The sequence below is a fragment of the Scandinavium sp. UTDF21-P1B genome (assembly GCF_040750395.1).
Lineage (GTDB): Bacteria > Pseudomonadota > Gammaproteobacteria > Enterobacterales > Enterobacteriaceae > Scandinavium.
Genome location: NZ_JBFLVD010000035.1, coordinates 44979 through 59234, shown reverse-complemented (window position 1 = coordinate 59234; position 14256 = coordinate 44979). Strand labels below are relative to the sequence as shown.

Here is a 14256-nt window from a genome sequence, read left to right as displayed (position 1 = left end):
CCGGGGTGAGGGGCCACACGTTACTGATTCAGCAGCGCCAGAATGTCCTTCGTTCGGGCTTCCATCAGCGAAGCATCGCCGCGCGACTCGACGTTCAGACGCACAACCGGCTCGGTATTCGACGAACGCAGATTGAAGCGCCAGTCAGCAAACGCCAGGCTGATGCCGTCGGTGCGGTCAATCTCCAGCGCATGTTCGGCGAAATGCTGCTCCACGCGGGCAATAGAGGTGCCCGGGTCCGCCAGCTTGCTGTTGATTTCCCCGCTCGCCGGGAAGGCCGCCATGCGGTCACGCACCAGTTCGCCGAGCGTTTTGCCCTTCAGGCACAGCAGCTCCGTTACCAGCAGCCACGGGATCATCCCGCTGTCGCAGTAGGCAAAATCACGGAAGTAGTGATGAGCGCTCATTTCGCCGCCGTAGATGGCATCTTCCTGACGCATGCGTTCTTTGATAAAGGCGTGCCCGGTTTTCGACATCACCGGCGTGCCGCCCGCCGCTTCAACCACGTCCACGGTGTTCCACGAAAGACGCGGATCGTGGATGATGCGCTCGCCCGGCTGTTTTTCGAGGAAGGCTGCCGCCAGCAGGCCGACGATGTAATAACCCTCAATAAACTGGCCTTTTTCGTCGAACAGGAAGCAGCGGTCAAAGTCACCGTCAAAAGCGATGCCCATGTCTGCTTTGTGCTCGATCACCGCATTGCGGGTATCGTCGCGACACTCCGGCAGCAGCGGGTTCGGAATACCGTTCGGGAAATTGCCGTCCGGGGTGTTGTGCACTTTGACAAACGTTACGGGCACATTCAGCGCCTTAAAGCGGGCTTCAAGCGCATCGATAACCGGCCCCGCTGCGCCATTGCCGGAGTTAATCACCAGCTTCAGCGGCTTCAGGTTGGCGACGTCGATATAGCCGAGCAGATGATCGATATAGGCTTTACGCAGATCGATTTGTTGGTAGCTGCCGCGCTGTGATTCAGAAACCTTCGGGAAGTCGTTAGCTTCCGCAAGGCGCTGTACGTCGCGCAGACCGGTATCGCCGCTGATTGGGCGCGCGCCTTCGCGCACCAGCTTCATGCCGTTATAGTCCATCGGGTTGTGGCTGGCGGTCACTTCAATCCCACCGTCTACGCCCAGGTGGAAGGTGGCGAAATAGATCTCTTCGGTGCCGGACAGGCCAATATCGAGCACGTCAACGCCCGCGTCGCGCAGGCCTTTCGCCAGCGCCATTTTTAAGGATTCGCTGGTCAGGCGAACGTCGCCACCAAGTACGATGGTTTTTGGCTTCAGGTATTCGCCGTAAGCACGGCCAATGCGCCAGGCGATCTCTTCGTTGAGCTCTTCACCGAGCTTGCCGCGAATGTCGTAGGCTTTAAAACAGGTTAATTTATTCATCGTTTTACCCTTTTTCAGGCAGCAGTCAGCCCTGACTCTTCATGAGCCTTATTGATTGATGTGGAATTTATTGCCCGGTGGCACTCCGTTTACCGGGCCTACGGTCTGTAGGCCAGATAAGCAACGCGCATCCGGCAAATCAGGCGCTACACGCGCCCGTACCTGTCGGCGTAGCGCACGATGTCGTCTTCTTCGAGGTACGATCCGGAGCGGACCTCAATCAGGTCAAGCGGAATCTTGCCGGGGTTTTCCAGGCAGTGCGTGGCGCCCAGCGGAATGTAGATAGACTCGTTTTCGCCGAGCAGCTTCACTTCCTCGTTAATGGTCACCTTTGCGGTGCCCGCCACGATAATCCAGTGCTCCGCGCGGTGATGATGCATCTGCACCGACAGCCCTTCCCCCGGCTTCACGGTGATGCGTTTCACCTGATAGCGCTCGCCGGAATCGATGGAGTCATATTTCCCCCACGGGCGATAGACTTCGCGGTGAATGTGGTGCTCATGGCGGCCATCGGCCTTGATTTTTTCCACCACTTTTTTGACGTCCTGCACCGCATTGCGATCGGCAATCAGCACCGCGTCTTTGGTCTGCACCACAACTAAATCTTTTACGCCAACGGTGGTTACCAGCCCGGATTCCGCATACACGTAGCTGTTCTCAGTTTTGTGGCTGATCACATCGCCGTGGTGAACGTTGCCCTCGGAGGTGTGATTGCTGATTTCCCACAGCGAAGACCAGGAGCCCACGTCGCTCCAGCCCGCATCCATCGGCACCACTACGGCATCCGCCGTGCGCTCCATGACGGCATAGTCGATGGACTCTTCGGGACAGGCCAGAAACGCGGCTTCGTCGACGCGGACAAAATCAAGATCGGGATCCACCACGCTCATCGCCTGCTCGCAGGCCTGAAGAATGTCCGGGCGGAATTTGCCGAGCTCTTCCAGATAGCGCCCGGCGCGGAACAGGAACATGCCGCTGTTCCAGTAATAGTCGCCGCCGGAGACGTAGGCCTGGGCGGTCTCAAGATTCGGTTTTTCAACAAACTGGGCGACATCAAACGCCACGGCATCTTTTTCGCCCGGGCTGACTTCGCCACGCCGAATGTAGCCGTAGCCGGTTTCCGGCAGGTTCGGCACGATCCCGAAGGTCACCAGCTTGCCGCTTTCAGCATACGGCACCGCATTGCGTACCGCCTGACGGAACGCTTCTTCATCCTGAATCACGTGGTCAGCGGCGAGGACCAGCATCAGCGGATCGCCGTTCGGGCAGCTGCGACGGGCAGCCAGCGCCGCCAGCGCAATCGCCGGAGCAGTGTTACGACCCGCAGGCTCCAGAATGATGTTTTCAGTGAGCTTGTTCAGCTTACGCAGCTGTTCGGCGACGATAAAACGGTGCTGCTCATTGCAGATAACCACCGGGCTTTCGCACTCCACGCCGTTCAGGCGGTTGATGGTGGCCTGCAGCATGGTCAGCTCGCCTTTCAGGCACAGAAACTGTTTGGGATAAAGCACCCGGGAGAGCGGCCACAAACGGCTGCCGGAGCCACCGGCCATCACTACCGGAAAGAGTTGAGTCTGACTCATAACGTAACCCCGACGTCATTAGACGAAATAGCGTTGATAAAGTGTGTCAGCACGTTCGATTTTTCGAGCGTGCGCCCGGCGTACTCGGCCGCAATGGCGTTGTGCTGCGGCATGGCAAGTGCGCGTTCGATACCGTCGACCAGCGCCGTGACCAACTCCGGCTCCACGCAGACCGCAATGCCCGGATGCGCCTCACACAGCTGGCCAAGCTCGGTTTCAGCTTCCGCGGTAATCACCGCATTGCCGCCTACCGCAAGAATGTTGGTCAGCTTTGAGGGCAGCACCGCGTCCGCCGCACCGCGCTTCTGGATGACCAGATGACAGTCCGCCATTTTCAGCAAGGCGGGTAACGCTTCGTAAGACTGCAGCGGGAAGAAGCGCACATTGCGCAACCCGCGTTCGGCGACAAGTTTCTCCAGCCGCGCTTTGCCGCCGCCCTGGCCGACAATCACGAACAGCCAGGGTTTATCCTGAAGCTGCTCTGCCGCCGCCACGACGTTTTCCAGCCCCTGCTTTTCGCCGATGTTGCCGGAATAGAGCACAATTTTTTGATCTGCGGGCAGACCGAACTGCTCACGCAGCACCGCGATCTGGGTCGGGTTGACGTCGCGAAAACGCGCCACTTCCGACCAGTTCGGGAAGAAAATGAGTTTGTCCGCCGCCACGCCTTTCTCCTGCGCTTTATTGATCATTGAGCGCGAGATGGTGGAGACGTTATCGACGCCGTGCAGGCCACTGCGCTCAAAGCGGCTGGCAAGCTTCGCCACCACCCCGCCCTTGCCTTTTCCGGCCATGCCGAGGCCAAGCATCGCGTCGACTTCGTAATCCTGAATATGCAACAGCGTGCGGGCACCGGAAAGTTTTGCCAGCAGGCGCATGCCCGGTGTGCAAAACAGCGTCGGCACCACGCCGATGATGCGGTCCGGCTTCCAGCTGCGCTGCGCCATTAGCGGGAAAAAGCTGCTGAGCGCAAAGCTGCCGAGGTGAATCAGACGCTTGAGCGTCGAAGGCTGTTTCGGCACGTACAGCGGGCAGCGCCAGACGGTCGCCTCTCCCTCTTCGCGACGATAGCGCCAGGCGGAGTAACGCTCACCGACCTGCCACTGCGGGTAGTAAGGCGGTGCGGTAATAACGCGCACTTCATGGCCCTGCTGCGCCATCCACTCCACCATTTCACCGGTGTATTTGCCGATGCCCGTCAATTCAGGCGAATAGTTAATGCCGTACACTAAAATTTTCACAGAAGCGGTGCCTCCGTGGTTTTTTCATCATGAAAGTAGGCGCGGCTGTTGGCGTGCACGTTGTCCGCCGCCAGCAAAGCCTCTTTCGTCAGCCAGCGATAATCGTTGTGCTGATCGTCAGGCAACGTCAGCGTGCTGCCGTCCACCTTCAGGCGAAAGCCCAGCACCACGTAATGGGTACTGAAATCCGTGCCGGAAAAGTTGTCGTCATAGAAGTGCTGCCAGACGCCGTAAAACTCGCCCGCAGACATCGGCAGGCTCATGCCCAGTTCCGCTTCGGTCAGGCGCGTAAAGGCATCGGCGAGACGCTCATCTTTCTGCACTCGCCCGCCCGGCACGAACCAGAAGCCCTGTGCCGGACGGTTATTGCGTTTCCCGAGCAGAAATTCGCCCTGGGCGTTCTCGACAATCAAATCAATGGAGATGAGCGGCGTGGAACGCACCACGGTGGCAAAATCTTCTGGCTTCAGAAACATGCGTTACCCCCGGAAGCGATGCTGATTTTCAAGGAACCACTGGTACGTGCTCGCAAGCCCCGCTTCCAGCGTCACTTCGTGATACCAGCCCAGCTGATGCAGGCGGGAAACGTCCAGCAGCTTGCGCGGCGTGCCGTCAGGTTTAGTCGCATCGAATACCACACGCCCTTTGTAGCCCACCACTTTGGCGATGGTTTGCGCCAGTTCGCGAATGGTGCAGTCCACGCCGGTGCCGACGTTGATGTGCGACAGCATCGGCTCGGTGTTTTCCTGCCACACCTCGCGATCCAGCTCCATCACGTGGATGCTGGCGGCGGCCATATCGTCCACGTGAAGGAATTCACGCATCGGCGTGCCGCTACCCCACACCACCACGTCAGCGGCGTTTTCCTGCGTCGCTTCGTGGAAACGGCGCAGCAGCGCAGGGATCACGTGCGAATTACTCGGATGGAAGTTGTCGTGCGGGCCATACAGGTTGGTCGGCATCACCGAACGGTAGTCGCGGTCATGCTGACGGTTGTACGATTCGCACAGCTTGATCCCGGCAATTTTAGCGATCGCATACGGCTCATTGGTTGCCTCAAGGGTGCCCTGCAGCAGCTCGCTTTCCGGGATAGGCTGCTTCGCCATCTTCGGGTAAATGCATGATGAGCCGAGGAACAATAGCTTGTTCACGTTGTGCATGTGCGCCGCGTGAATGATATTGCTCTCGATCATCATGTTCTCGTAGATGAAATCCGCCGGGAACGTGTTATTCGCCACGATCCCACCGACCTTCGCCGCCGCCAGATACACCTGGTCGATACGCTGTTCGGCGAAGAAATCGTTCACCGCTTTGCTGTCGAGCAGATTCAGCTCATCGCGGGTGCGCACAACCAGCTCCACATCACCGCGCTGTTCAAGCAGGCGTTCAATCGCCGACCCCACCATGCCGCGGTGGCCCGCGACGAAAATACGTTGCTTAGTCATTAATCAGGACTCCAGCGCGATGGCTACCTCGTAGCCGTGAGCCTTAAGCAGGGAGTGTTTCTTCGCCGCTTCCAGATCTTTGGCGACCATTTCGCTGACCATTTCCTGCAGGGTGGTTTCTGGTTTCCAGCCCAGTTTTTCGTGCGCTTTGGTCGGATCGCCCAGCAGGGTTTCCACTTCAGCAGGACGGAAGTAACGCGGGTCAACCTCAACAATCACATCGCCCGGCTTCACGCCCGGTGCGTCATGGCCGGTTACGGAAACGACGATACCTTTCTCGTCCACGCCAGTGCCTTCAAAGCGCAGTTTGATACCCAGCTGTGCCGCCGCCATTTCCACGAACTGACGCACGGAGTACTGCACGCCGGTGGCGATAACGAAGTCTTCCGGTTTTTCCTGCTGCAGCATCATCCACTGCATTTTTACGTAGTCCTTGGCGTGGCCCCAGTCGCGCAGGGAGTCCATATTGCCGAGGTGCAGCTTCTTCTCCAGACCCTGAGCAATGTTGGCAATCGCACGGGTGATTTTGCGGGTCACGAAGGTTTCGCCACGGCGCGGAGATTCATGGTTGAACAGAATGCCGTTGCACGCGTACATGCCGTAGGATTCACGGTAGTTAACGGTGATCCAGTAGGCGTACATTTTCGCTACCGCATACGGAGATCGCGGGTAGAAAGGCGTGGTTTCTTTCTGCGGGATTTCCTGCACCAGGCCGTACAGTTCGGAGGTGGAGGCCTGATAGAAACGGGTTTTCTTCTCGAGGCCCAGGAAGCGAATCGCCTCCAGCAGGCGCAGCGTGCCGATGGCATCCACGTCAGCGGTGTATTCCGGTGATTCAAAGGAGACCGCAACGTGGCTCATCGCGCCCAGGTTGTAGACTTCATCCGGCTGCACTTCCTGCAGAATACGGGTCAGGTTGGAGGTATCGGTCAGATCGCCGTAGTGCAGGTGGAATTTCGGGTTGCTGGCGTGCGGATCCTGGTAAATGTGATCCACGCGCTCGGTGTTGAAGGAAGACGCACGGCGCTTGATACCGTGAACTTCATAGCCTTTCTCAAGCAGCAGTTCGGCCAGATAGGAGCCATCTTGCCCGGTAACGCCGGTAATGAGTGCGACTTTAGTCATGATAATTTTCCTCTGTAAATAGTTCAGGTTGCCCTTGCCCCTCACCCCAGCCCTCTCCCCAAAGGGGTGAGGGAGAAAACTGTCCCCTCTTCTCAGAGGGTTAGGGTGAGAGTGAAAGCACTCACGCTCGTTGGCGTATCGTTACTGCGGGATTGCCACGGCAAATCGCGTTTGCCGGTAGCGATTTAAAAACGCTGCTGCGGGCGCCCACGACGGTGCCGTCACCGATCGTCACGCCGGGTGCCACAAACACATCCGTTGCCAGCCAGCATTTCTCGCCAATCACAATCGGCGTCGCGTTAATGTCAAAGTGCGCGCTCATATAATCGTGACTGCCGGTACACAAATAACACTTCTGGGAAACCACTGAATTTGCACCGATGGTGATTTCACCCAGGGTATATAACACCGCGTCATCGCCGACCCAGGCATAATCGCCCAGCGTTAATTTCCACGGATAGGTAATCTTTACCGACGGACGAATGACTACGTTTTTTCCGATTTTTGCGCCAAACAGACGTAATAAAAATGCCCGCCAGCGATACAGTATTTGTGGTGACCAGGCAAATAACGTTGCCTGTACCGCCCACCACAGCTGAACTTTAATACCACCCGCCCCCCGAAACCCTTTTGGCACCGAGAAACCCTTTAATTCCTGCATGCGTTATCCTTATATTCAGACTTTGTTATATAAGGCTTTCGTTTTACCCGTCGTGCGCAATCTGAGCATATAAGATATTTCTGCCCAGAAACCCGGAACCCGCAATATCTGGCGCTGCACTTTCTTCGCATCCTGGCACAATTCCAGATTATTTGAGGTTGACACCCCACCCATGGAAAATTCAGACACCAGACCTTTGATGCGTTTAAAGGCATAGCCCTCTTTATACATTCTTGCCGCCAGCGCATAATCGGAAGAGACCCGATACTGCAAATCGTAAGGGTATTTCTGCAATCCACTCAGCGGAAAGAAAATAGCCTGATGGCTTGCCGGCAAGCTGTGGTAGATATACCAGCCATGTTTCGCACTACGACGCACTTTGTGACCTTCGCCAAAATCCAGCATGGCATCACCGATATACATGGCCCGATCGTTTTTGTTCCTTAACTGACGCACGCTCGCGGCAATATCTTCATGGAACACGTCGCCAGAGTTGAGGAAAATGGCGAACTGACCTTGCGCCATGGCTATCCCTTTGTTCATGGCGTCGTAGATGCCGTTATCCTTTTCACTGACATAGCGTAAGCCACAGTCACCGTTGAGTTTTTTTAGAAAATCCTCGGTGCCATCCGCAGAGCCGCCATCGACGACAATCCACTCAAACTCTATGCCCGGATCGCGTGCCAGATGAGCCAGTGACGCCCAGGTTTTCACCACGCCTTCATAATTTCGAAATGCAACGGTAATCACACTCAGCAGCATGTTTTGACTCCTTATTAGCTGTCCGTGAGCTTTAGTGCTTTACGCAGAATAAAAGGACAGACAATTAAAAACGCATATTCCGGGCTAAATATCGAACCGGTAAAGAACAGCGACACCGGGAAAAACAGATACAACTGCACGCGAAAGTTTTGGTTATTACCAAATGCGCTAACCATCATTTTCCCCACTTTCGACATATACCAGGCAGTCAGTAATACGGCGAACCAGGAAAAATAAATAATCAGCAGATACAGACCATTGTCTATGGTTTTGCCGACGTCCGCACCGTTAAAGATTCCGAATGATGCGACATATTCATAAAGCGATCCGAAACGCACAACGCCGTCGATATGGGTCAATGAATAACCCACCATGACCAGCGGCCCGATAATACGATAATACGATGACGACCCTTCCGTTCCGAGATCGCCAAGGCGCTCCGATATATACGGAAAGGCAAAAACAAGCCCCACTAAAAATACGGCCAGCGAAATAATTGCCAGCGGCAGCTTTTTGCTGATCGCTTCCTTATTCAGATACTGGAAAGCCCACTCCAGCAAATAAAACAGGATAAAGGTCATCACCCCTGAAAACGATCCTGAGAGAACGATTCCTGCCAGAATCATAGCATCGGTCTTAGGCGTTTTGATACCGAACTGTTTGATGCTGAGCCAAATTGAGATTAGTGCCAGAGCGAAGAATGCCGGTTCGAAATAAAGCGCGGTGGTTCGCTTACCGCCGAACTTGATAAAGTTCAGTACATAGCTGTTGGAGTAAATCAGATATTTCGAAATCGTCTCCATCAGGCTACTGCCGCCGCTGAGGATAATCTGCGCCATTTCCAGTGCCGCCAGCATCACCACCAGCGCAACCACCACATAAAAGAAGCGCAAAATCTTACGATGGTTGTGGGGGGAAACCGTTTTGAAGCGAATACTCCACACCATCCCAATAATGATGACGATGTAGACAAACAGCATGGTCGAGGTGACATACTTGCTGGCATCCAGCGACTGACCAAAAATGTAGTTAAAAAGCGTCAGTCCGGCCCCGGCCCCCAGCGCAATCATCAGCTTTTTCAGGTTGATGCGCTCAACGTAGAGCAATAAAAGCACCGGCAAAAAGGTCACAATGGTAATAGGGAAGCTTTCACCAAGCTGGGCAATCTTGACGTTAACCAGCAGGTAAATCAGCGGCAGCAGCAGATAGCTACAGATTCTGATAGAACGAGACATACTCCTCCAGCATCTGTTGTCCGCTGTACGCCTGGCGACTGCGGTCACGGAACGCCTCAAGCGTGGTGCCAAAAATCGCCTGCGCAATCTCCGCTTTCGGCTTCGTGACCAGCGCCAGCGCTTCTTCTTCAGTGACGGTCCGTCCGCCGGATTTTTCCAGCACTTCCTGCGCAGCCTCGCTTGGGGTGGCGATCACCGGCACGCCGATGGAGAGCGCTTCGCATAAAATCAGCGGGTAGTTATCAACCCGTGAGGTGAACAGCAGTGCGTCAAGCTGATTGAGCTCACTCATCAGCTGGCGCTTGTTGGTCAGAAAGCCGTGGTTAATGACGTTGCGCCCTTCAAAGGGTGAAAACTTGCCGAAGGTGTGCACTTCCACCGCATCGCCGAGCGCCACGATGTCGCGCACCAGCTGCTGATTCGTTTTTCCGTCATAGCGCAGGTCATGGGCAACAACGGCAATTTTCGGTTTGCTTCCCGTCACGCTCTGTGGCGCCAGCTCGGCGAGAATCGCTTCGGTCGCCACATCAATGCCGTTGTTAATGATCTGGCAGTGGCCTTCCCCATACAGACGGTTAAAGGCATCGGCAACGTGCTGGCTCGGAGAGATAAACTGACAGCCCAGCGCGATCATCTCGCGAAACAGCTGACGCTTACCGCTCACCAGCTGGCTCGCGCGGTCGATTTTTACCGGCGGGTAATTGGTCAGCGTCGGGCATTTTCCGCAGCCGCTTTTCCACTCCTCACAGCCGTCGAGGAACGCACAGCGCCCGGTCACGCTCCAGTGATCGTGCAGCGTCCAGACAAATCGCACATCCCGCTTGTGCTCTTTCAGCTTGTGGCAGAAATCCACCACCTCTTCCAGATTCAACCAGTAGCTGTGCAGCACGTGAAAATGCAGCACCACCGGCCCGGCGGTGCGGGTTACGGTGCGGTACAGATTGTTGAGGTTGCCGAACACATCGCGATTGAACAGGCGAAACAGCGCCAGATTCGCCATTGAGGTCACGCGTGACGTTTGTTTAATGACGTTCGGGTAGTCGTCATGGCTGACGCTTTTCTTGCCGCCTTTGCCATAGCCGTACACAAAACGCGACGGCAGCCCCTTTTGCAGCGCCCGCTGGTGCAGATCCAGCGCCACGCCTGCCGCCCCGCCTTCCGCGAGACGGACGTTAAATTGCAGAATATTCATTTAATTACCTTTACCCGCGCTTTTTCACCTACCACCAGCGCGTTGTCCGGCACGCTCTCCAGCACCACGCTGCCCGCCCCAACGGTGACGTTGTTGCCGATGGTGATATCACCAATCATCACCACGTTGGCACCCAGCTCTACGCCGTTGCCAATAACCGGACACGCCAGGCTATCCGGCCCGCGATTACCAATCGTCACGCCGTGGCGAATGGTGAAATCATCGCCCGCCACCACGAATTTATTGATAACGACGGCATAGCCGTGATGAATGGTGAAGCGGCGACCAATGGTGGCAGCCGCCTGAATTTCGTAGCCGAACAGGCATTCGGTGATAAAGCGGTACATCAGCAGGATCGGAGCAGCCCAGAGGTTGTTGATGACGCTTTTCTTGCGCCACACCGAACAGAAGTGGGCGATGCGATAGCTGACCACCATACAGCACGGGCGCAGGCTCCAGCTGTTAGCGCGTAGATCTTCAAGCCACATCATTTCCCCCGCAGGCCGTCGGCCAGGCGTTTGCCGTTGCGCACGGACAATAAGGTCAGCAGTGTGCGCCAGTTCATGCGCTTATTGCGGATCTGGTAGAGCGTGAAAAGCTGATACTTTTTGCTCGCCCGGTCGAACTTGTCTTTGTGCTTGCGGTAGAAGTGGAAGTAGCCTGAGAACTTCTTCGGCGACGACGTTATCTGCATTTCGCCATGATTGATGTGCAGAATTTGGGTCGCCTCTTCCACCTTCCACGGTTCGCCGTATTCCGTCACCATACGCAGGAAAATGTCGTAGTCCTGCGCCGCCTTCAGTTCGGTATCGAACAGGCTCTCTTTGAAGCGCCAGGCCCAGCTGAACACCTGATTGCCGATGATGTTGCGCTTGAAGAACAGCTTGCGGGAGAACGGTGATTTCGGGTACAGCGGCAGGCTCGCCGGCTGGGAGTAGACTTCCCCTTCGCAGACGTAGTCGTTAGCGTACAAAAAGGCATGTGTCGTCAGCTGATGTTTGTGCTCGAGGAAGACCGAAAGACGGTTCGGTGTCCACTCATCGTCGTCGTCGATGCCGGTAATAAACTGGCCCCTGGCCTGCAAAATGGCCTGATTACGCACCGCGCAAGCGCCGGAGTTAAAGTCGTTGCGAACGTAGCTGATACGCGCGTCGTCCAGTCCCGCGACGAACTGCTCCAGCTGTTCAAAGGAAGAGGAGCAGTCGTCAACAATGATCATTTCCCAGTGCGGATAGTCCTGGCGCAGCACCGATTTGATGGCGCGAATGGCCAGCTGCTGTCGGTTCCAGGTCGGCATATAAATGGAGATCAAAGGGTTTGCTGTTGTCATTGTGTTCCTCTGAAAGGCTGAGATATCCCCTCTCCCCGGCCCTCTCCCGAAAGGAGAGGGAGAAAATCGGCCTGGTCGGTCCCCTCTCCCTTCGGGAGAGGGTTAGGGAGAGGGGTTTAAACGGATCGTTATTTACTGTCAGACTTGTACTCGTACTCGTAGTAGCCGTAATCCTGGTAGCCGGTAGCCCGGCGGAAGATGGAGTTGAGGATCACGCCTTTCACCTGAATACCGTTTTGCTCAAAGCGGCTGAGGCTGGTTTCCACTTCCTTCAGGGTATTGACCGCATAACGAGCCACCATCAGCGTGGTGCCCGCATGACGCCCAATAATGCCGGCATCGGTTACCGCGAGGATTGGCGGCGTATCGATCAGCACCAGGTCGTAGTTTTTGCTCGCCCAGTTCACCAGCTCGCTGAAGCGATCGCTCATCAACAGCTCAGACGGATTCGGCGGCACCTGCCCGCGGGTCACCAGGTCGAAGTTAGTAATGGACGTGCGTTTAGCACAGTTCGCGATATCCGCTTTGCCGACCAGCACATCTGACAGGCCGCTCTCATTCGTCGTTCCCAGCAGTTCGTGGGTATAGCCCTTACGCATATCGCAGTCGATCAGCAGCACACGCTTGCCGGTCTGGCTGATCACCGCCGCCAGGTTGGCGCAGACGAACGTTTTACCGATTGACGGGCTGACCCCGGTTAACATCAACACGTTGTTGCTGGCCTGCATCATGGCAAAGTGCAGGCTGGTACGCAGGCTGCGCACCGCTTCAATCGCGAGGTCCGTTGGGTTACCCACCGCCAGCAGCTGGCTCTGCTTGAAGCGCTTAACGCCCTTAACCGTTTTGACCTGATCGCGCTGCTTCTGCCACTCAGAGAGCGGAATGCTGGCATAAACGTTGATGCCGTTATCCTCCAGCACCTGCGGGCTTTCAATGCCGCGGTTAAACAGCGAGCGCAGCAGCACGCCGAGAATGGAGAACATCAGGCCGAGAATAATGCCGCCGAGGATAATCAGCGCCTTTTTCGGCTTCAGCACGCCCGGCTGGGTGATTGCCGGGTCAACGATGCGCACATCGCCGACGGTGCTCGCTTCCTGAATCTTCAGCTCCTGCTGTTTGTTCAGCAGCTGCATATAAACCTGCTGGCCGGACTCTACGTCGCGCGTCAGGCGTACGATTTCCTGCTGGGTTTCCGGCATCGCGGTGATGCGTTTGTTCAGATTGGCCTTCTCTTCTTCCAGCGTGCGGCGTTTTTCCAGCAGCGTGCGATAGGCAGGATGTTTTTTGGTGTAGAGCTTGGAAATCTCCGCTTCGCTGAAGGTCAGCTGGTTGAGCTGGGCATCAATGTTCACCACCGAATCAAGAACAGACTTCGCTTCCAGAGACATATCCACAGAATCTTTCTGCTGGCGGTAGGCGTTGAGCTTGTTTTCAGCGGAATCCAGACGCTCGCGCACTTCCGGCAGCTGCTTCGCGAGAAAGCTCAGGCTGCGGGAGGCCTCTTCCGATTTGCGCTCCACGTTCTGCGCCAGATAGTTCTGCGCAATGCTGTTGAGAATTTCGCGGATCTGGTTTTTATCTTCACCTGTATAGGTCAGGCTCAGGACGCCGGTGTCTTTACCGTTTTCCGTCACGGAAAGGTTGTTTTGCAGCGTGTTAATCATGCCGAGCGTGGAGTATTTGGTGACGGTAAACTCACCGCCCGCCTGCGCGTGAATGGCGCTGACCAGCAGGGTAACACCCGACTTACTGAGCGGCTGGCCAACTTCACCGCGCGCGCTGAATCCGCCGTCGCTGGTCAGCTGGTAGCGGTTATGCCCGAGCACTTCAAGAGTGAAAACCTGGTCATGCATGCCCGCCGGAACGGTGAAGGTTTCGACGCTGACGCTTTCGTTCGCGCGCCCCATCAGGCGCTCCCAGCCAGCCCCAAACACCGGCATCGTGTTTTTGGTGACCGCGATATCCAGATTCAGATCGTCCACCGTTTTGCCGAGCACCATACGCGACTGAATCAGTTGGATCTCCGCGTCGGACGCGGGGGGTTTGTTGCTCAGGGCCGAATTTAAATCCTGCACCAGCGAGCTGCTGGTGTCCTGCTCAATCTGCACCAATGCATCCGCACTGTAGATAGGCGTGGCGAACAGGGTATAAATCACCGCTGCGGCGGCAAACAGCGAGGTAATGCCAAGCACCCACCATTTGGCCTCCACCACCGTACCGACCAGGCGGCCAATATCAATTTCATCACTGCCCGACGCGTGCGGGTGCGCCTGTTTTACGTTATCTGTCAT

General features: G+C 56.1%; 13 protein-coding genes. All 13 read right to left on the bottom strand.

The window, feature by feature from the left end; genetic code table 11:
* Nucleotides 1-20: 20 nt before the first annotated feature.
* Nucleotides 21-1391, bottom strand: coding sequence for a colanic acid biosynthesis phosphomannomutase CpsG (gene cpsG / locus AB1287_RS21000; protein ID WP_435618974.1), 1371 nt, complete (start codon nt 1389-1391; stop codon nt 21-23).
* Nucleotides 1392-1537: 146 nt separating this feature from the next.
* Nucleotides 1538-2974 (bottom strand): mannose-1-phosphate guanyltransferase, encoded by a 1437-nt coding sequence (gene cpsB / locus AB1287_RS20995; protein ID WP_435618973.1) that lies wholly within the window; start codon nt 2972-2974, stop codon nt 1538-1540.
* A complete protein-coding gene (gene wcaI / locus AB1287_RS20990; protein WP_435618972.1) occupies nt 2971-4215 on the bottom strand; it encodes a colanic acid biosynthesis fucosyltransferase WcaI in 1245 nt (414 codons plus the stop codon). Before wcaI ends, cpsB begins: the two co-directional genes overlap by 4 nt.
* Nucleotides 4212-4691 carry a GDP-mannose mannosyl hydrolase gene (locus tag AB1287_RS20985; protein WP_435618971.1) on the bottom strand — a complete coding sequence of 160 codons (480 nt, stop codon included), beginning with the start codon at nt 4689-4691 and terminating at the stop codon, nt 4212-4214. The genes wcaI and AB1287_RS20985 overlap by 4 nt, the downstream gene beginning before the upstream one ends.
* A 3-nt stretch (nt 4692-4694) precedes the next feature.
* Nucleotides 4695-5660: a GDP-L-fucose synthase gene (gene fcl / locus AB1287_RS20980; RefSeq protein ID WP_435618970.1), complete on the bottom strand. Its 966-nt coding sequence runs from the start codon at nt 5658-5660 to the stop codon at nt 4695-4697.
* Between the two features lie 3 nt (nt 5661-5663).
* Nucleotides 5664-6785: a GDP-mannose 4,6-dehydratase gene (gene gmd / locus AB1287_RS20975; protein WP_435618969.1), complete on the bottom strand. Its 1122-nt coding sequence runs from the start codon at nt 6783-6785 to the stop codon at nt 5664-5666.
* 121 nt (nt 6786-6906) lie between these two features.
* Nucleotides 6907-7446 (bottom strand): colanic acid biosynthesis acetyltransferase WcaF, encoded by a 540-nt coding sequence (gene wcaF / locus AB1287_RS20970; protein WP_435618968.1) that lies wholly within the window; start codon nt 7444-7446, stop codon nt 6907-6909.
* A 15-nt stretch (nt 7447-7461) separates the two neighbouring features.
* Nucleotides 7462-8208 carry a colanic acid biosynthesis glycosyltransferase WcaE gene (gene wcaE, locus AB1287_RS20965; protein WP_435618967.1) on the bottom strand — a complete coding sequence of 249 codons (747 nt, stop codon included), beginning with the start codon at nt 8206-8208 and terminating at the stop codon, nt 7462-7464.
* Between the two features lie 14 nt (nt 8209-8222).
* The gene (wcaD, locus tag AB1287_RS20960; protein ID WP_435618966.1) at nt 8223-9443 is read right to left on the bottom strand and encodes a colanic acid polymerase WcaD; all 1221 of its coding nucleotides are present in this window, start codon (nt 9441-9443) and stop codon (nt 8223-8225) included.
* Nucleotides 9418-10635 carry a colanic acid biosynthesis glycosyltransferase WcaC gene (gene wcaC / locus AB1287_RS20955; RefSeq protein ID WP_312627678.1) on the bottom strand — a complete coding sequence of 406 codons (1218 nt, stop codon included), beginning with the start codon at nt 10633-10635 and terminating at the stop codon, nt 9418-9420. Before wcaC ends, wcaD begins: the two co-directional genes overlap by 26 nt.
* Nucleotides 10632-11123 (bottom strand): colanic acid biosynthesis acetyltransferase WcaB, encoded by a 492-nt coding sequence (gene wcaB, locus AB1287_RS20950; protein ID WP_435619009.1) that lies wholly within the window; start codon nt 11121-11123, stop codon nt 10632-10634. The genes wcaC and wcaB overlap by 4 nt, the downstream gene beginning before the upstream one ends.
* Entirely contained in the window at nt 11123-11965 is an 843-nt protein-coding gene (wcaA, locus tag AB1287_RS20945) for a colanic acid biosynthesis glycosyltransferase WcaA (RefSeq protein ID WP_312627676.1), read from the bottom strand. Before wcaA ends, wcaB begins: the two co-directional genes overlap by 1 nt.
* 128 nt (nt 11966-12093) lie before the next feature.
* Nucleotides 12094-14256 (bottom strand): tyrosine-protein kinase Wzc, encoded by a 2163-nt coding sequence (wzc, locus tag AB1287_RS20940; RefSeq protein WP_435618965.1) that lies wholly within the window; start codon nt 14254-14256, stop codon nt 12094-12096.

Coding starts and splice junctions, on each gene's coding strand:
- cpsG (WP_435618974.1), bottom strand. CDS start 1,391: ATGAATAAATTAACCTGTTTTAAAGCCTACGACATTCGCGGCAAGCTC.
- cpsB (WP_435618973.1), bottom strand. CDS start 2,974: ATGAGTCAGACTCAACTCTTTCCGGTAGTGATGGCCGGTGGCTCCGGC.
- AB1287_RS20985 (WP_435618971.1), bottom strand. CDS start 4,691: ATGTTTCTGAAGCCAGAAGATTTTGCCACCGTGGTGCGTTCCACGCCG.
- fcl (WP_435618970.1), bottom strand. CDS start 5,660: ATGACTAAGCAACGTATTTTCGTCGCGGGCCACCGCGGCATGGTGGGG.
- gmd (WP_435618969.1), bottom strand. CDS start 6,785: ATGACTAAAGTCGCACTCATTACCGGCGTTACCGGGCAAGATGGCTCC.
- wcaF (WP_435618968.1), bottom strand. CDS start 7,446: ATGCAGGAATTAAAGGGTTTCTCGGTGCCAAAAGGGTTTCGGGGGGCG.
- wcaE (WP_435618967.1), bottom strand. CDS start 8,208: ATGCTGCTGAGTGTGATTACCGTTGCATTTCGAAATTATGAAGGCGTG.
- wcaD (WP_435618966.1), bottom strand. CDS start 9,443: ATGTCTCGTTCTATCAGAATCTGTAGCTATCTGCTGCTGCCGCTGATT.
- wcaC (WP_312627678.1), bottom strand. CDS start 10,635: ATGAATATTCTGCAATTTAACGTCCGTCTCGCGGAAGGCGGGGCGGCA.
- wcaB (WP_435619009.1), bottom strand. CDS start 11,123: ATGTGGCTTGAAGATCTACGCGCTAACAGCTGGAGCCTGCGCCCGTGC.
- wcaA (WP_312627676.1), bottom strand. CDS start 11,965: ATGACAACAGCAAACCCTTTGATCTCCATTTATATGCCGACCTGGAAC.
- wzc (WP_435618965.1), bottom strand. CDS start 14,256: ATGACAGATAACGTAAAACAGGCGCACCCGCACGCGTCGGGCAGTGAT.